Genomic DNA, 18,704 nt, shown 5'->3' on the forward strand with positions numbered 1-18,704 from the left:
ATTACTTTTTTCCTAATTCATTAATGCCAGCACTCATCATTTGGTCATATGCCAAGGCTGCCTTTTGTAAACTTTGAATGTGTCTGTTTAAGTTAATCATGTTGGTCATCTGTTCGCCCGAATCAACATTTGAAGTATTGATTGCGTTTTTGCGAACTTGAATATCCATAACATCACTCACTTGACCTCTGAAAGAGTAAAGACCACCCGATACACCTTTTGCGATGTGGGCAACGTCAACGATCTTTAGCTGTTCTGACTCTTTACCATTGAGCAAGACCGCCCCCATAGTAGAGACAGACACGGAGGCATTGCCTACATTTATCGGCCCCGACTCACCTAGTAATTTGCCGCCAGAGACATGTGTCAATAAGCCATCTTTTGAAACATGAAAACGCCCATAGCGCGTAATAAAAAGCTGTTGGTCCTTTTCAATAACAAAATATCCTGTTGAGGTGATCGCCCAATCAAGGTTTCGCTCGCTGTCTTTTACTGCACCAAACTTTTTAGAAACCAATTGTTGAGTTATCACTTGATCTGCATTAAGTACTGCATCGAATGATTGAACGGCTTGATATCCTGGCGTGTTCACATTGGCAACATTTTCGCTCACTGCCTTAAGGTGCTGAAGATCTCGCTCAATTCCAAGTGCGATTGCATCAATCACTGACATCTATGCAGCCCCCACAATTTTATTATTTTTGACCACACCAAGATTGGAGACTGACACTGACGATGGGATTTCCGAAATAGCAATAACATGTAACTGTGGGATCACACGCTCTAGTAAGCGACGAGTTGCTAAACGGATTGGTGAATGACAAACCAGTACAGGTGATAAACGCTTTGATATCGCTAACTCTGTATAACCAGCCAACTGTTTGATGATTGTTTCAGTCAATGATGGATCAATTGCCAATGAGCTTTGTCCATGCTCAGTTTGAACACCAGAAATGAGTTGCTGTTCTACCAGTGGCTCAAATGTGATTACGTGAAGCATATCGTCAATATCTAGCAGACTTTGTACAATTTGTGCCTTCAGTTTTTCACGCACTTGCTCACACAAGAAAAATGTCTCTTTAGATACTTTTCCTTTATCAACCAAGCATTCGAGGATCATCTCTAAGTTTCTGATGGACACCTTTTCTTTCAAAAGCTGCTGTAAGACGTTTTGAATCTCGGAATAACTCAGTATGTTAGGTACCAGTTCGTTGAGTAAACTTGCATGCGAGCCTTCTAAACGACTAATTAGCTTCTCTACTTCTGAGCGAGTGAGTAGCTCCCAAGCATGAGACTTAATAACTTCTGTTAAATGGGTAAGCAGCGTTGTTTCTGGATCGACCACTGTGTAACCAGCTTGTCGGGCTATTTGTCCCTGTGATTCATCAATCCAGCAAGCAGGTAAACCATATGTAGGTTCTTTAGCTTTGATGCCCTCAACCGCATTAAGTTTACCCTTCGGGTCAATCGCCAAATACTTATCAAAAAACAAGGTGCCACGACCCACTCGCGATCCCAAAATTCGTAACTCGTAACCGCCTTCTTTCAAACTTGGATCATCAAGCAAAAATAGTTTTGGTGCTATCACCCCAAGATCTCGAGTTAATTGCTTCCTAAAGGTATCAAATCGGTCAAACAGCACATCGCCTTGTTCGTGAATTGCATTAGCTATTTCTGAAGAAACCCCAAGTTCTAATGGGCGTATCGTCAACATAGATTCGATACTGTCAACCTCTTTTTCTGCAACTTCACCTTTGCTGTTTTCATCATCAATTGTTTCATCATTCACTTGTTTGGCGCGTCTAAAAGCAACAAAACCCAGAGCAAAGAAAATAATCGCAATAGACAAAAGTGGTACGACAGGCAGACCGGGTAACATAGTTGCAGCAGATAAAGAAAATGCGACGATAAAGAGCGTTTTTGGAGATGAAGTAATTTGTCGACCTAACTCATCACTTAAGTGTGCATCAGTAGCAGCTCGGGTAATAATAATGCCCGTCGCGGTGGCAATGATCAGCGATGGGATCTGCGTTACAATACCATCACCAACGGTCAGCAAGGTGTACGTTTGCAACGCTTCTTCCCAGCTCAAACCACGCTGCGCAACACCAATAGTTAGACCGCCTATAATGTCGATCAGAATAATAATGATACCTGCGATGGCATCACCTTTAACAAACTTACTCGCACCATCCATCGCACCATAAAAGTTAGCTTCTTTTTCTATGTTTTCACGACGACGCTTTGCTGCATGCTCATCAATCAAACCCATATTGAGGTCCGCATCAATACTCATCTGCTTACCCGGCATTGAATCGAGAGTGAATCGTGCAGCAACTTCAGCGACACGTTGTGCACCATTGGTCACAACTACATATTGCACAACAATGAGAATAAAAAACACAACCAGACCGATGATATAATTCCCGCCGACCACAAACCCACCAATAGCTGAAATCACCTCACCAGCATCCCCTTCATTCAAAATTAACCGAGTAGCTGAAATATTTAGTCCTAGACGAAATAAAGTAGCGATAAGTAATAACGATGGAAAAGTGGAAAAACTCAAAGGTTTATCTGTATAGAACGTCAACATTAGTATCAGCAGTGCCAAACTAAAATTGGTGATCAATAAAATATCTAGCAACAATGGAGGCACAGGCAAAAACAGCATCATCAATATGACGACGACTGCAATGACCAGTAATAAGTCCTTATTCGCAGCTAATATCGATGCGATTCTTTTCATCTATTTAATCCCTAATAACCATCGAAAGACAGGCGCTAAGTCATCAAAACAATGCGCGGGTACAGGTTTATTGATCCGCGTTTCTTTGTATAGCTTTCTGGCGAGAGATTTGTTTTGAATCATGGGCACTGAGTACTTGCGAGCTTGTAAGCGTATCTTCATTGCAAGCTCTCCTTTACCACTTGCCATAACAACCGGTGCTATCATGGTGTGTTTGTCATACTTCAAGGCAATCGCAATGTGCGTTGGGTTCACAATGACAATGTCTGAATCTTTTACTTGGCTAAGTGCAGCACTTTTTTGCAGCAACTCTTTTTGAATTTGCTTTTGCTTTTGTTTTACTTCAGGGTCACCTTCACGTTTTTTGTGATCGTCTTTAACTTCTTTGCGACTCATCATCATATTTTTCATGAATTCCCAACGCGTGAACAAAATGTCTAGCAGAACAAAAGGGATAGATAACATAATGAAGTAAATACCAATTTTTATGAACATTGCTTGCCACATTGAAGATACCAAGTTCACTGGAGCCAGCATGAGTTCATGCGCTTTCTCAATCATCGGCTCAGAAACAGAGTAAATCACCGCAGTGAAAGCAACCAATTTCAAAACACTTTTGAACAATTCAAATAGCGTTTTTTTAGAGAATATTTTTTTGAGCCCAGAAGCTGGATTGATCTTCTTGAAATCAGGTTTAATGGGAAACGTGCTAAGTACAAAGCCCGTTTGAAATACATTCGACGCTACACCAAACAACATTACAAAGCCCAGTAAAGGAAAAAAAATGTACATCATTTCAATACCTATGTATCGAAACAAGCTTACTAACGATGTCGATGTAAATGAAAAATCTGATGAGAGAATGAAAATGCGTTTGAGCAGGTGGATAAACTGGTCACCTATACTCGTAAACAACACACTAAATACCGATAAAAAGACAATGCCTGTAACCATTAAGTTAAGCTCTTGGCTTTTACTTACTTGCCCTTTTCCCTTGGCTTCCTTTAATTTCTGCGGGGTGGGTTTTTCTGATTTGTCTTGATCTTGTGACATGTTAAGAAAGCATCCCATTCCAAAAGATGAAAACCTGTTCGAACAATCGCTCAAACACAAACTTACTGTGAGTACTAAATATGCTCAGCAGAAATATGCCCGCAAATATTTTCAGCGGGAGCATGACAAAATAGATGTTCATTTGCGGCATGGTTCTAGACAATAGGCCAATAAACACGTCCAAACACCACATCAAAATAATAATTGGCGCAAACATGAACAACCCAATACTAAAAATCATAGTGATCATAGAAGCAAAATTAGGTAATTTGAGTGCGAACACACTAGAACCAACAGGCAACACTTCAAAACTAAAAACCATACCTCTTACTAACTCGTAGTGCATACCCGATACATAAAACAGACATATCCCGGCAATCAAAAAGATACTGCCCAGTAAGGGATCTTGGTTTTTATTTGTGGGGTCTATAACACCAGCAGCACCAAAACCAATTTGCATATCAAGCACTCGCCCCCAAAAGGTAATAGCCACAAATGCAAGTTGTAAGGCAAAGAACATTGCTACGCCGATGAAGAATTCACCTAATATTGCGAATACCCATTGACTACCAGCCACACTATTGTGCTGCTCTATCATAAAGCTACAAGCTATTGAAAATGTGCATAATAGTACAACCCGAACAAAACCAGGAAGTCTTTGTAATGGCCCAAAACCACTCGAAATAAAAAATGGTAAAAGCCTTGCCATAACAAGTGAAAACTCGGTGACTGTCGTGGTTAATTGCATGCAGAGACCTAAATAGATTCGTAACTAAAAATCTTTTATGGACGATATTGTTTGAATACTAAATTCAATTAAAACATTTAGCATCCAAGGTCCTGCAAGGGCTAAAACAGCTATCGAAACAATAATCTTTGGTACAAATGTTAACGTCATTTCCTGTATTTGCGTTACAACCTGAACAACACTGATCAGCAAGCCAACTAATAAGGTTGCCAAAAGTATTGGCATTGCAATTTGTAACGCTATTTGAAACATACCTCCGAGATAGCTAATAACTGTATCAGTGGTCATGACTTTCGTTCATCTTTGTATTCATATCCTTTACTGCCTTTTCAATTAATTGGTAGTAAGTCGGTCCTGATACAATCCCAGTTTTGCTACCGAGAATACTCTCCAGCAATTCAGTGGCTTGTTGTTCATCTCCCAATCGTTCAAGCAACAGTGATTGCGCATAGCGGGCTGTGAAGCTATTGGGATCTAAGCGTATCGATTTTCTAATTAACTGTTGAGCAGCGTCAATTTGTCCGGTACTTAGCGCAACTATTGCTAATCCAGCATGAGAATCAGCAAAATTTGGATTCAACTTTAATGCTTTATTAAACAGAACTTCAGCTTGAGCAATGTCATTTAATATCAAGCTTACCCATGCAGATAAATGATATGTGCCAATATGGTTCGGCATATTTTGGATAGCTTTATCAAAACAATCTTTTGCGTCATTATAGTTACCGCAATACAGTTCTATTTGACCTGCTAATGACCAAACCCGTCCCAGTGATTTGTTTTTTTCTAAACACCGTTTTACTTTGCTAGCAGCAGCCGTCATTTGTAAATCTGATATATCGCATGATGCTGATGCGATGAGAGCATCAATTTGCGATGCATCATATTGCAGCGCAATTTTTGAGCTCGCCTTTGCCGCTGCAAGATCACCTAAATCAAGCATGCACATTGCGTATAAGCCATAAGCTTCTGAATTTACATTCTCATCTAAATATTCATCTAATATTTGCCGTACAGTTTGGAGCTCACCTTGTAAATAAAGCGCACGGGCAAGCAAAAGATAGCAAGATTTAGGAAGTTCACGATTGTGGTATATAGGTTCTATTTTTTTTTGGCACCCAGAAACATCACCTTCAATAAATCGCAACAATGCGTGAAAGTAAAAATACCAGACGGACATTTCATTTTTGTAATTCTCTAAATGCTCATAGGCTTGAATCTGGTTATTATCTTGAATTAACAACTCGACAGATTGCGCGTGAATTTGGACAGGTGTTGAAATACTAAAGGGTATTTTAGAATAAAGCTCACTGAACCCTTTAACTTTATTATTCAACGATATAGATAACAACAACTCTGTCAGTAAAGCCTCGTTGTATCTATCCTCAAGCCAAAATTGAGTTAATTTTTCTATTTTTAAACCATCCATTAATATACCGTTTCATGTCCCCTTTAAGGGAGGGGCAATGTAACATAAAAATACTTTATTTCAACAATAAGCTCTCAAACAACCCCCTAGTTTAGTGAATAAATGTAAATGTATATGCAAGCTTGTTGTTTACATTAAATTTTTTCTTATAAATTGTAATTTACTCATATCACGGATCAGGCTTGCTTTTCCTCTCAGGAAATATGCATAGCATTCACTAAAATCTTCTTGTGCATTCCTTCTGGCATAGTTTGATACAAAATGACGACTTTTAGGAAATATATAAGTAACCCACTCAACTCGATTAGCGCTTCCTAATATGTTATTAAATACGTGATGACCAACTTCGTGAAAAAGAACATGCTCAAATTCTTGGCAATCTCCAAACTTATGAATCGATATATATCGCTTGGGTTGTTGGCTGTAATGTCCCCATGCCCTATAGTTAATGACTTTAGGAACGGCATAACTTCTTTGAAAAAAAAATGTAGGGTCATACACGATACAATCAAGATGCCTTAGATGACCATCGGGTATACGCTCAATTATTTTTCTAATTTCCCTTTCACAAACAATACTTTGCTTTTCAAAAAATTTTACATAAAGCATGGTTTCTCCATTCATTACATTGAATATTAGGTTCGTGCATACTTTATATTTCTACGCTACACTTAGGTAATTTACAGTTTAAGAGTTTATCAATGCTGCCACCAATTAATAAGCAGAAGGTTCACGTTAGCCAATTAAGTAGAAACCTTTCCGCGAGACAAAAGAGGCTGGCTAATCCTCATACATCAACAGCAGACAATACTATTGAAGCAACACCACTAAAAGGCCAAATTAGGCAATTGGTCTTCGACACACTGAAAAAAAAATTTGGAGAGCATGTTGCTTCAGAAGCGGATTTTATAAAAATGGTTGATGCTATTTGTACCAAAATTGAACCAAGCGTCATTAACTCTAGTTCTATTCAAGATAAACTGGCACAACTACTAAAAGCCAAGCGTTAACTTTTCAGTGTTTCAAAATAAATTCGTAGATTTCTTCAAGTGCTATCTTTTTTAATTGACTCACTCTACCAACTGTTAAATCCAAAACATTGGCTATCTCTGTTAATGTCTTTTCAAGGAAGTAATGCATTGAAACGATTGCCCCTTTTGGATCACCTAACTTTTCAACAGCTAACTTGCAATTTTGCTTTAACTTTTCCATTTCAGGAGACGAATAATAAAAACCATCCAGAAAACTCGTCGGTTGTAAGTCACTAGATTGCTCAAGTAAATATTCTATTGCTAACTCTTCAATCGTTGTGACTAGCCCATTACTCTCAATAGCATTGATAATGTGATTCTGTTCACGTTTTTGATATTGTATATGCTTATATGAGCTGTTATCCGAGAAGTTAAACACGTTATTAAGTATTGCTCCTTTAATACGGTATTGTGCAAAGCTTTTAAATTGAACCCCTTTCTTGATATCAAAACTTTCCATAGCTTCAAGAAGACCTAAATTTGCATATTGAGAAAAGTCTTGCTTATCTGCTGAAACATGACTAAGGCGACGAAACCAAAACAACGCCTCCAAATCTGCCCACTGCTTATACTTCTCATACAAAAAAGTTTTAGCATTTTCACATTGTGTCGCTTTCCAGTGGGACCAAATTATTACTTCTTTCTCATCCATTTTAAAAATGACTATACTCATTAAATTTAAATGTTAAAACAGGATGGCTGATAGTTTTGCTCACATCGGCTATCTCCTTAGGACTCCATTTTTGTTCTAACCTAAACTCAGTTGAGAGCGGTGTACTTATTATCTGAACTCAGGCTTCAGTGAAATTAACCATAACCTTACTTAAAGTTTTCATCAGCAAACTAACATAAAAAACCTATTACGGAAACAGCCAGTTGATATATTTGCAACTATAACTGTCAAACATTGTAAATGAATAAAATTTGCAAGCTTTAATTATCACAATCACATGACTAAAGTTACGAGTATCATAGCCGGTTAGGTACTAGCGCAAACACAGCTTCTGTAATACCACTTCTATCATTAAAAAATCTAAACTGAACTATCATTCAAAGCTGATTTTTCAGCATATTTAACTTGTCGTGCAGCCCCGGATACTATTAACAAGCTCATTCATATCCGTACATTAGGTTGTGTTTAGCTCATTTAATTTAAGGTCATAATATCCCTATGATTTAAGGGAAGTAAGCGAAGCTATATTGAGTTCACGGAGCCACAAACAAGTTGTAGACCAAAATTCAAACAGCCAGCAGTTGCATTTAAAGAAATGGTACAGGCAGCTTAATTTTAGACAGAGCTGTGCACTTCAGTGCTGAATACGAGCAGGACTATGTTCCTACAAGGGTTAAGAAATATTGATAACTTATAAAAAGGCATGAAGAATTGCCAGAAAGTTTACTGTATTTTCTATTGAGCTATGGTTTCGCTTTTTATAGTATGTGGTTGAATTTGTAATTTGAAGTATCGACATATGGAATTTGTAAGACCGCTAGAACCAATCTTGATAATTGATGACGCTGTTGAGATCAGAGATTTTCTGACACAGATTTTGGAGAACTTAGGGTTTGAAGAAGTTTATGGTTGTGAAGACTTTGATTCCGCAAAGCCGCTACTAAAGCATAAACAACCCAGTGTTGTCTTTTTAGATATTGAGCTTCCCGATACAGATGGCACCGAAATTCTTTCCTACATCAACGAAAACTTTCCTCTGGCCCATGTCATCATGTGCTCTGGCCATAATAGTATGGAGAATGTTCAAAATACTTGGGAACTTGGTGCTAAGGGCTTTATCGCTAAACCTTTCAATGCACATAAAGTGGATTCGGTAATGAAGCGTTTAGAGCTGGTTACATGAATGAAGAAATAAAGAAACTTACCGATGCGCTCTCTACCGTTATTTTAGAAAAGCCTGAACAAATAAAACTCGCGATCTGCAGTCTTTTGTGTCGCGGCCATCTTCTAATCGAAGATTTACCAGGTATGGGTAAGACAACGCTATCTCATTCTCTTGCTGATGTGTTAGGTCTGACATATCGTCGCGTGCAATTTACGAGCGATCTGCTCCCAGCCGATATTACCGGCACTTCTATTTTTAACCGTGAACATCAAACTTTTGAATTCCATCCAGGTCCAATTTTCAGCCAAGTTTTACTGGCCGATGAAATCAATCGCGCAAGTCCAAAAACTCAAAGTGCCTTGTTGGAGTCCATGGAAGAACATCAAGTAACCATCGATGGCGTGAGCCATGAGCTCCCTAGCCCATTTTTTGTGATTGCAACGCAAAATCCTCAGCATCAATCTGGCACGCATCCACTGCCTGAGTCACAACTAGACCGCTTTTTTATGCGTATAAGCTTGGGATACCCCTCGGAACTGGCAGAAGCGCAGTTAATTAAATTAGCTGGAAAAGCGAGAAAAATGACTCAAGCACCACAAGTGATCGATGGCAAAACACTGTTAGCCTATCAACAAGTTGTGCCTAACATTGTGCTAAGTGACGCTATTATTGATTACATCCTTCGCTTAGTTAACTACACACGCAGCTCAGGTCAATTTAGCGATCCTTTGTCGCCAAGAGCTAGCATCGCACTTGCAGCCGCAAGTCGTGCATATGCGTTTATTAGTGGTCGAGATTTCGTCATACCCGATGACGTTCAAGCGGTTTTCATTTCAGTCTGTGCCCATCGACTTGGCGTCACTACAACGAATGAAGCAGAAGTTAAGACACAGGTCTTTCAAAACGTACCGGTACATTAAGCATGATTAACCGCTTGAAACGGAAAGTTAAGCAGCATATTTATAAACGACATCAACGCTCAGAAATACGGTTATCTCATAATAATATCTACATACTGCCATCTAAAGATGGCGGTTTTTTTATCGCTGTGGCTTTGCTTAATTTTGTATTGGGGATCAACTATCAGAATAATCTAATCCTTGCAGTGTCCTACATTATGGCTGTGATGATGATAGCCGCCCTATTTTTAGGTTTTTTTAACTTGAACAACACAAATGTCCGATATTTGGGAAGTAATGCTAATTTTAGCCCATATAGTTCATCTATTAGACTCAGTATTTCATCTAGCGCAGAGATCCAATCACTTAGACTTTCAAGTGAATACAACCAAACGGCTACCCATATTTCCAAAGTGAGTGTTGAAAAAGTTATTGAGTTAGGCGCCCCTGATTTACCTCGTGGCGTATATGATACGGGGGTAATTAAAATCCTCAGCTACTTCCCATTTGGTCTTATTCGTACCTGGTCGTATATAAAACCAAACGATGCTTTCTACGTGTACCCTACTCCTTTGCCCGTTATAGACACAGAGTTTAGCTTCGGCAGTGCCTCGAATACTAGCCAAAGCATACAACAGAAAGAGCGTTCAGTTGAGTTCGACCATCTTTCGCAATATCAAAAAGGGATGAGTTTAAGCCGCGTTTCTTGGAAGCATTACGCCAAGACTGAGCAAATGTTAATTAAACAGAATGCACCGGAGTCGGCCGATTTACACCGCATTATTTTCGATTATTCTAAGCTTTCAGGCAGCAAAGAAGAACGTCTGAGTAAACTCTGTACTATGGTGCTTGACGCCGACAAGCAACAAACAAGTTATGCCCTGTTATTGCAACAAAACAAGATCCCGTTCGGTCAAGGTGAAACCCATAAACTAAGTTGCTTGGAGGCATTAAGTGAATTCTAGCTTCCCAAAATGGTACTACAGCACGTCACTGTTTTTATGGCTGCTGAGCATTATTCTTGTTGATGATTTTGGTATCGGCTTTGTCGGGTTATGTACCGTTTTGACGCTGTGGCAAGCATCGAGATTGGTGACTAAACCAAGCGTGTTAAGCATTCGTTTTATTAACTTGGTCACTTTACTCGGCGCCATTGCGACGGCCTCATTAATAGGTCTAAAAAACAGCGTGAATGTTTTTGTGGCTTTGATGTTGGTTGCATCGCTGCTTAAACAAGTGCATGCCACGCAAGCCCGCCAATTTACGCAAATATGTATTTTGAATTTTTTTACTTACCCGTGCTTATTTCTTTTTACACAAAGTATATTTGCTGCGTTTTTGGTATTAATTTTGTTGGCTGTTAATTTAGCTATCATGCTTAATCTTGAGCAAAACCTAAGGTTCAAATCTGCGCTTAAGGTAAGTGCAAAGGGATTGGTATTGGTGCTGCCTGTGGCTACTTTATTAGTCGTTTTTTTACCAAAACTCCCGGCATTTTGGCAGTTACCTGCACCACAGAATCAAGCAAAAACAGGATTATCTGAGAATGTAGATCCTTTCAATATCGCAAATTTATCCCAGTCCAGCGACTTGGTGTTTCGGGCGTCATTTGAGGACACTCAACAAACGGGACCTTTCTATTGGCGAGCAATTATTCATGATGAATTTGACGGGCGGCAATGGAAAGTCTCTGAGTATCAAGGTACCAATGTCAGAGCGTTGCCCAAAGAGCCGATTGGCGCAGCAACCATTATTGCGCAGCCAAGCCAACTTCCCTGGTTGTACGGCCTGTCATACTCTTATTCGAAAAACGCTAAGTTGAATAGTAACGTGTTTGGCACGGTCTATTTGAAAAACCTATCAGCAAAACCTGTCGAGTATCAAATCGATTTCACTGACTTTGAACCCCAAGATTCGTTAAGGCCTTGGTATTATAGGCGTAACACCGCATTACCTGACGGCATTAATCAACAGGCAAGGCAACTGGCGCGCGATTGGGACAGTCAATCGACAACAACGAGCCAATTCATTGAATTAATGAAGCGCTATTTTTTGCAAAATGGTTTCGTCTATACCTTAACGCCAACTACAGCGCAATCGAGCGATAGGATTGATGACTTTCTATTTAGCTCGTTTAATGGATTTTGCGGTCACTATGCCTCTGCTGCGGCATTTCTACTGCGAAGCGCGGATATCCCTGCTCGCTTGGTATCTGGCTATCTGGGCGGTGAAAAAAATGACAATCAGGGCTATTACAGCGTTTATCAATATGACGCACATGCTTGGGTTGAGTATTTTACACCAGGAATTGGCTGGCAACGCTTAGACCCAACCGCCTGGATTGCCCCAGAGCGCATGACAGGGAGCCTTTCTCAGTTAGAACAATTATCGAGTGAGTTCAAAAGTGGTTTGGGCTACAGCTTAATTGGGTTGTCTAATTGGCAATCTATTAATTGGTTGCGATTAAAGCTTGAGGAGCTTGACTATCAGTGGACTCGCGTCGTCATTAATTTTGACAAAGAAAAGCAAGGCGCACTGTTTAAAGAGTGGTTTGGGAGCAATGGTCAGCTTTGGGCGGGAGTATTTTCCCTGTTTATGCTGCTTTTGCTCTCAATTGCGCTATTTTACCTTAGCAAGCAGCTTACTCGGCATAAACGCCCTATCGAACTTGTCTATTACAATGCTATAGTGTCCGATTTCAAAGGGCAGCTAAGTGGCACTACGGCGAAACAACATATTGTTGAGTTATGTAAGTTGTTTCCTGAGTTAGATGCGTCGCTTTGGCAGTTTTATCAATTAATTGAAAAGTCACAGTATCAACAAAAACCACTTAATAAACTTGAGCTTGGTGAGTTGAAGAGGTTGTATAAATCAATAAAAAGAAAGGCAAGAAAATAGTATGAATGCTGTTATTTTGGGCGTCTTGCTCATGCTGGGGTTAACCCTCTTTAGAATAAATGTAATTGTCGCCATGACCGTCAGTGCAATAGCGGCGGGCTTGGTGGCCGGTTTAGATTTGAAGACAACCTTAAACGCTTTTAATGATGGGCTATCTGGTGGCGCAGAAATAGCCTTAAGCTATGCCATGTTAGGTGGGTTTGCAGTTGCTATTTCAAAGTCTGGCTTAACTCAAATCCTCGCGCAAAAGCTGCTCAAATTGGTTAATGCCAATGATAGCGAAGGCTCAACCTTTTTAAGCATGTTTATAATGGTTATCATTTTGGCTTGCTCGATTGCGTCGCAAAACCTTGTGCCAGTTCATATTGCGTTTATTCCTATCCTCATTCCACCGCTATTAGTCGTACTGAACAAGCTGACGATAGACCGCCGTGCGATTGCGTGTATTTTAACGTTTGGCTTAGCGACCAGCTATATGGTGTTGCCATATGGATTCGGTGGCATTTATCTTTACTCTATTTTGCATAAAAACCTTGTAGACAATGGTTTAGAATTGGTTAAGTTCGACGTGCCATACGCTATGGTGATCCCTGCGCTTGGTATGCTGATTGGCCTGTTGATTGCCGTTTTCATTACTTACCGTAAAAAACGAGTTTATGAGGTGAGTCAACAGCAAAGTGCTCAGTCAAATACAGTACCTGAAGGCCAAGAAGCAACCAAAGTGATGATCGTCGGCGGCGCTGCGGTGCTGGCTTCTCTCATCGCACAAAATAACAGTGGCTCAATGATATTAGGTGGGCTCGTTGGCGTGATGATTTTTAGCCTTTTTGGTATTGTGAAATGGGAACAGAACTCCGATGTTTTCAGTAAAGGCGTGGCGATGATGGCAATGATAGGTTTTATCATGATCTCTGCTCAAGGCTTTGCCTCCGTCATGAAAGCAACGGGTGATGTGGCAAGTTTAGTAGCAAGCTGTGCCGATTTTGTTGGCGATAATAAACCACTTGCCGCTGCGATGATTTTGCTTGTTGGCTTACTTATTACCATGGGAATTGGCAGTTCATTTTCAACCGTGCCAATCATTGCTACGCTATTTGTACCTTTGTCTCTAGAGGTTGGCTTTTCTGCTATGGCTACCGCCGCCTTGGTGGGAACCGCAGGTGCACTAGGCGACGCGGGCTCTCCTGCATCAGACTCCACACTTGGACCCACTTCTGGCTTAAATGCCGACGGCCAGCACGATCACATATGGGATTCCGTGGTGCCTACATTCATTCACTTCAACATCCCACTACTATGCTTTGGCTGGATAGCCGCGATGGTGTTATAGGTTTATCAATCATGATGGTATCAAGGCTCCCCGCCTTGATACCTTTAGCTCATAAACATACTGTATTTTCTTTGTCTCTAATGTCGCTTTTGTCTTATTAGTTTTCTTGTGCTATACCAATAGGTAAGAGAATTAAAGCAAAAAGACTATGCAAACACTTAAACCAAGCGAAATAGCCAGTTACTGTAACGTACACCAACGCAGTGTGAGTCGTTGGATTGCCAATGGCGAATTAAAAGGTCATAAACTTCCTGGACGCGGTAACTACCGTGTCTTACTTGAAGACTTTTTATCCTTTTTAAACAAACACAAAATCCCCCTTTCGCAAGACTTTATTAGCGACTATCAAATCGCAGAAAGTGGTCTACACTCTGATAAAGAACGGGATTTAGCTAAGGTGCTTATCATTGATGACGAGCCCCAGTATAGAAAAGCGATACGACGAGTGATAGGCAACGATTATTTGATACAAGAAGCTGGGGATGGCTTTATGGCAGGCATTGCCATTTCTGAGTTTAAACCAAGTTTAATCACGCTCGATCTTTCCATGCCGGGAATGGATGGCTTTCAAGTGATCTCATTTATCCGTGAAAAAGAAGAATTTAAAGCGATTAAGATTTTGGTGGTCTCTGCGTTAAATGATGTAGAACTTGAAAAGGCCAAAGCGATGGGCGCCAATGATGCCCTTTCTAAACCGTTTGATAACTCTATTCTGTTAGAAAAAATTAATGCGCTAATACAGGGGTAGCTATGAATGCACCTATCATGTTGGTTGATGATGAAATTGATATTCTAAAGTCGCTTAAACGCACCCTGCGTTTACAGCATTATGAAGTGGTATATACCGATGACCCAAGACAAGCGCTTGGTTTGATACAAGAGCACAAACCGCATGTGCTTATTACTGATTTCAGAATGCCCAACATGAATGGCCAAGAGCTTATCCAAGAAGTGAAAAAGCATGATCCTAGTATTGAATGCATCGTGCTCAGTGGACAAGCTGATTATGACGATATGAAGTCGCTGATCAACGCGAATAATACCTTTAAGTTTTTATCCAAGCCTTGGAATAACGAAGAGCTGTACACAACGATAGAAGCGGCACTCACAAACCATCACAAAAACGAATTAAAAACCCAAATCCTGCGTAATAATAATGCACCTTTAGTCGAAGTAAATACCATAGGTAATGTCATCGATTGCAATTACGCTTACACGGAATTAGTGTTGAACGAGGTCAATAAAGGTAACTTTTTTCAACTGTTTAACTTTGAAAGTGATAAATGCCTTGATGATTTTACTGAACGCAGAATTGCAACACTAAAAAGCTCTGGGGTATTATGTCAAGTTGAGCTCAAGCTAAAAACAGAATCCAGCTACCTACTTATCATTAAACCCCTCTCCAACGAGCAGGATAAATATCCAAACTTCTATCAGAGCAAACTGGGCTTTCTTGAACATATCAATCGCACCGATAACTCTGTAATGATCTGCCTGAAAATTCGAGATTTGTTGGTTAAGAATATTATTTCTAATACCCCAATATATTCAGATACGTTTAAAAAAATCATAGATCATGCTCTACTGAGCGAAGCAACTCATTTCTCGATGCTTGAAATCAGCTTTGATCAAGCCATTTTCTGGCTAGATTCAGTACAAAGTGAAATTGAGGTACACAAATTTTTAGATGAGTTAATCAACTCAATTAAACAATTTTTCATTCGCAAAAATATCCAAATCAAGTTCTCTGTCTCGTACACCATGATTGAGCCTGAGCAACCACTCTCGGAAGCAATAGACAGCTTAGTTATCTATACCCAATTTGTTTGCGAGTCACGCACTGATTTCTATATGCGTTATTCGCAATCACTGCTTTCAGAAAAGCTAAACGAGCATAAAGTCTCTGAAGCATTATTTAACGCCGTTGATAATGATGAGTTTTATCTAAGATTCCAGCCCAAGCTTAATTTAAATGAACATTCAATCAATAGTTGTGAAGTGTTAATTCGCTGGAAGAACACCCAGTTTGGCGCTAACTCACCAGATTATTTTATTCCGTTGGCAGAAAAAGACGGGCAAATAGTCAAAATAGGAACTTGGGTGCTTGAGCAGGCATGTATCGCACTGTGCGAATGGCAAAAGGAAGAACTAGAGATCCAAAAAGTCGCAGTGAATGTTTCACCTTATCAACTTTCCGACCCCTGCTTTGTACAAACCATGTATTCGATTATTGAAAGGTATTCGCTCAAACCCGAGCAATTCGAGTTAGAAATCACCGAGAACTTTGTTTTAGAAAATCTCGAGCAAGCTAAAACTAAATTACTACAATTAAAAGAAATCGGATTCTCCATTGCCATCGATGACTTCGGTACTGGATATTCCTCATTGGGCTATATTTCAAAGTTGCCAGTGGATGTTATCAAAATTGACAAAAGCCTGATTGAAAACATCGACAGTTCAAAATCAGCTCGAGATCTTGTCCAAAATGTTATTCGATTAGTTCACGACCTTGAATTAAAAGTTGTCGCTGAAGGTATAGAAACCGTGGAACAGCTTGAAATTCTAGAGCAGTTAAAATGCGATGAAGTACAAGGATATCTCATCGGAAAACCTGTTTTGCTTGAGGAGTTTACTCACTATGTCTATTAAAAGCCAAGTGCCACGGATTGTGCTCGTTGATGACGATGAGTTAATGTTGAAGTCGCTCCACCGCCACTTCAAAATCAGCATGGAAGGCGCTGAAATATTGACCTTTTCATCACCTAAACAATTCATAGAGTCCCTAGATACGTTAGCAAGCATCGATATCTTAGTGAGTGACTACCTTATGCCATCGATTAACGGTGTTGAATTAATCAATATCGTGAGGCGCCGTTATCCACAAGTCCTCACCGTGTTATTAACCGGCGATACCACAGGCAAGGTACTGTGTAAGTCTTCAATTTCTGCTACCTTTATCGTCGCTAAGCCATTTAGAAGAGAAGAATTCGATGAGGTTATCACCGCTTTTTATCGACTCAATGAGCTGCCATTAAGTGAAGCAATAAAGCGTGCCCTAAATGAAACTTTCATTGAAAACGAATTGCCTATCTTGCTAAGTAAAATTGAAGACATTGATTTAGATTTTCACAAGCTTGAAGCAATGCTGGAACAAGAGGTGCTCATTCAAGCTAAATTATTCCACCTGTGTAACAGTGCTTATGTGGGATTATCGACAAAGCAATACTCCCTCTCTACCGCAATTAAGACGCTCGGTGTGGATTTAGTGTCTGCAATTATTGTCTCTGCGTGTTATCACAATATGGTTGCAGCCAGATATGATATCGCGAACTGTGAGCAGTTAAGCGATATTAATTTTAGAAAGGTCAAATTACTTAAGGAATTGGTACATAAGCTACATGACGGCTCAATTGACTCTGAGCGCGTTGTTTTTGTTCAATCCTTATTATTTCTTGGCGAGCTCGGCTCAGAAATAGCTCAGCTTATTACCGAAAGTCAATGTCATTCCCCACAGAGTTGCTATATCGAGAAATTGCATATCGCCCTTTATACAGCCACATTAATTGGCTACGAGTCAGCCATCACAGATCAATTGTATGCGCTCATTAATGCCCTAGAAACGGGTAGCTCAGATTGCAATGCCACTAAGCTATTGTTGCTTATAGACACTATCACCAATAAAGAAGTCAATCAGACGGTGATAAATACCTTTTTTGATCAAAAGAGCCAAGATTGGTTGGAGCTTTTCTATGAACTCAGAAGCAAATACTTTAGTTAGTTACAAAGTACTGATATTAGACGATGAAACGTCAATACTTAAGGCGTTAAAACGAGTCATACGGCTGCCTTCGGTAGAGGTTGTCAGTTTTGATAATCCTTTTGAAGCTCTTGAGTACATAGACACGCACCCCGTTCAGGTTATTATCTCTGATTTTAGAATGCCGCTAATGAATGGTGGAGATTTTCTAAAACGAGCCAAAAAAATAAACCCTGGTGCAATTGGCCTAATTCTTAGCGGTTACACCGACTCAGATATGCTTATTGATATGATTAATAGCAAGGTTGCGCATAAGTTTTTGTGTAAACCATGGGAGAACGACAAATTACTCGAAGAAGTTAATGCAGCAATAGACGTATACAATAATAATTATTTTAAAACGGTTTTACAGGAACAACTAAAAAAGCGTGATTGTCCACGGGTATTAATCAATAATGAAGGCCAAGTTGTCGAGCATAATCTCAGCAAAGACATTGAATCTCAGATTCTTGCAGAGTTCTCGGCATGCTTTAGTGGTAATGGTATCTACCACACTCCTCTTGGTGTTTTAAGATGTGAGATCCGCAGCAATCCAAAAGACGAAGAGTTCTATCTGATCACCATAGAAAAAGTCGAAGTAACAGACGAAATTAACGTCTATGAAGTTATCACCGAACTGCTATTATGTTACTCGATAAACCCCGTTCTCACTTACTATGCGTTGCCAACTTGCGAACTCACCACACCGAAATTGGCAGCTGCGGCTCAAGAAGTTTTCAGAAACTATAAAATATTGCCGTCACCGACCCATAACTATCTGTTCGTACTGGATAACATTGAGCAATCCTTACTGCCAAGAAAGCAGATAGAGCTAGAAATTCAGTTGGAAAAATTACTCGATACCGCGCTACCTCACGAGATACAAAGTAATACCACTCAACTTGCTGCATTTTTAAATAATGGAGAGTAGGC

The 18,704-nt window shown here is 39.8% G+C and carries 18 protein-coding genes; 10 read left to right on the top strand and 8 right to left on the bottom strand.

Annotated features, from left to right (window positions below; genetic code table 11):
- Position 1: 1 nt before the first annotated feature.
- From BB427_RS10335 to BB427_RS10365, 7 genes are all read right to left on the bottom strand, one after another.
- Positions 2–673 carry a flagellar basal body rod C-terminal domain-containing protein gene (locus BB427_RS10335; protein ID WP_069020632.1) on the bottom strand — a complete coding sequence of 224 codons (672 nt, stop codon included), beginning with the start codon at positions 671–673 and terminating at the stop codon, positions 2–4.
- Positions 674–2,749 (bottom strand): flagellar biosynthesis protein FlhA, encoded by a 2,076-nt coding sequence (gene flhA, locus BB427_RS10340; protein WP_069020633.1) that lies wholly within the window; start codon positions 2,747–2,749, stop codon positions 674–676. It lies immediately after the preceding gene.
- Complete coding sequence (locus BB427_RS10345; RefSeq protein WP_069020634.1) at positions 2,750–3,802, bottom strand: EscU/YscU/HrcU family type III secretion system export apparatus switch protein; 1,053 nt, start codon at positions 3,800–3,802, stop codon at positions 2,750–2,752.
- A 1-nt stretch (position 3,803) separates the two neighbouring features.
- Complete coding sequence (locus BB427_RS10350; RefSeq protein ID WP_069020635.1) at positions 3,804–4,550, bottom strand: flagellar biosynthetic protein FliR; 747 nt, start codon at positions 4,548–4,550, stop codon at positions 3,804–3,806.
- A gap of 24 nt (positions 4,551–4,574) precedes the next feature.
- Positions 4,575–4,838 carry a flagellar biosynthetic protein FliQ gene (locus tag BB427_RS10355; protein ID WP_069020636.1) on the bottom strand — a complete coding sequence of 88 codons (264 nt, stop codon included), beginning with the start codon at positions 4,836–4,838 and terminating at the stop codon, positions 4,575–4,577.
- Complete coding sequence (locus BB427_RS10360; protein WP_069020637.1) at positions 4,828–5,979, bottom strand: tetratricopeptide repeat protein; 1,152 nt, start codon at positions 5,977–5,979, stop codon at positions 4,828–4,830. The genes BB427_RS10355 and BB427_RS10360 overlap by 11 nt, the downstream gene beginning before the upstream one ends.
- Positions 5,980–6,108: 129 nt before the next feature.
- Positions 6,109–6,588 carry a hypothetical protein gene (locus BB427_RS10365; protein ID WP_069020638.1) on the bottom strand — a complete coding sequence of 160 codons (480 nt, stop codon included), beginning with the start codon at positions 6,586–6,588 and terminating at the stop codon, positions 6,109–6,111.
- 92 nt (positions 6,589–6,680) lie between these two features.
- Between BB427_RS10365 and BB427_RS10370 the strand changes: the two genes are divergently transcribed.
- Positions 6,681–6,989, top strand: a complete 309-nt coding sequence (locus BB427_RS10370) for a hypothetical protein (RefSeq protein ID WP_069020639.1) — start codon at positions 6,681–6,683, stop codon at positions 6,987–6,989.
- Positions 6,990–6,993: 4 nt separating this feature from the next.
- On the opposite strand, the gene BB427_RS10375 is transcribed toward BB427_RS10370, so the two are convergent.
- Complete coding sequence (locus tag BB427_RS10375; RefSeq protein ID WP_069020640.1) at positions 6,994–7,662, bottom strand: sigma-70 family RNA polymerase sigma factor; 669 nt, start codon at positions 7,660–7,662, stop codon at positions 6,994–6,996.
- 820 nt (positions 7,663–8,482) lie between these two features.
- Here BB427_RS10375 and BB427_RS10380 point away from each other — a divergent pair.
- The 9 genes from BB427_RS10380 to BB427_RS10420 all read left to right on the top strand — a co-directional run bounded on the left by BB427_RS10380 (position 8,483) and on the right by BB427_RS10420 (position 18,702).
- Complete coding sequence (locus tag BB427_RS10380) at positions 8,483–8,866, top strand: response regulator (RefSeq protein ID WP_069020641.1); 384 nt, start codon at positions 8,483–8,485, stop codon at positions 8,864–8,866.
- On the top strand, positions 8,863–9,768 hold the full coding sequence (locus BB427_RS10385) for an AAA family ATPase (RefSeq protein ID WP_069020642.1): 906 nt from the start codon (positions 8,863–8,865) through the stop codon (positions 9,766–9,768). The genes BB427_RS10380 and BB427_RS10385 overlap by 4 nt, the downstream gene beginning before the upstream one ends.
- 14 nt (positions 9,769–9,782) lie before the next feature.
- The gene (locus BB427_RS10390; protein ID WP_254663617.1) at positions 9,783–10,712 is read left to right on the top strand and encodes a DUF58 domain-containing protein; all 930 of its coding nucleotides are present in this window, start codon (positions 9,783–9,785) and stop codon (positions 10,710–10,712) included.
- Complete coding sequence (locus BB427_RS10395) at positions 10,702–12,645, top strand: transglutaminase family protein (RefSeq protein ID WP_069020644.1); 1,944 nt, start codon at positions 10,702–10,704, stop codon at positions 12,643–12,645. The genes BB427_RS10390 and BB427_RS10395 overlap by 11 nt, the downstream gene beginning before the upstream one ends.
- A gap of 1 nt (position 12,646) precedes the next feature.
- Positions 12,647–13,975, top strand: a complete 1,329-nt coding sequence (locus BB427_RS10400) for a Na+/H+ antiporter family protein (RefSeq protein ID WP_069020645.1) — start codon at positions 12,647–12,649, stop codon at positions 13,973–13,975.
- 148 nt (positions 13,976–14,123) lie between these two features.
- Positions 14,124–14,723 (top strand): response regulator, encoded by a 600-nt coding sequence (locus tag BB427_RS10405; RefSeq protein WP_017217411.1) that lies wholly within the window; start codon positions 14,124–14,126, stop codon positions 14,721–14,723.
- Positions 14,724–14,725: 2 nt separating this feature from the next.
- Complete coding sequence (locus BB427_RS10410) at positions 14,726–16,624, top strand: EAL domain-containing response regulator (RefSeq protein WP_045989672.1); 1,899 nt, start codon at positions 14,726–14,728, stop codon at positions 16,622–16,624.
- Positions 16,614–17,753 carry a response regulator gene (locus tag BB427_RS10415; RefSeq protein WP_069020646.1) on the top strand — a complete coding sequence of 380 codons (1,140 nt, stop codon included), beginning with the start codon at positions 16,614–16,616 and terminating at the stop codon, positions 17,751–17,753. Before BB427_RS10410 ends, BB427_RS10415 begins: the two co-directional genes overlap by 11 nt.
- Positions 17,725–18,702 carry a response regulator gene (locus tag BB427_RS10420; RefSeq protein ID WP_045989674.1) on the top strand — a complete coding sequence of 326 codons (978 nt, stop codon included), beginning with the start codon at positions 17,725–17,727 and terminating at the stop codon, positions 18,700–18,702. Before BB427_RS10415 ends, BB427_RS10420 begins: the two co-directional genes overlap by 29 nt.
- The last annotated feature ends 2 nt before the right edge of the window (positions 18,703–18,704 follow it).

Origin of the sequence: Pseudoalteromonas sp. BMB (genome assembly GCF_001709235.1) — a bacterium.
Taxonomy (GTDB): domain Bacteria; phylum Pseudomonadota; class Gammaproteobacteria; order Enterobacterales; family Alteromonadaceae; genus Pseudoalteromonas; species Pseudoalteromonas maricaloris.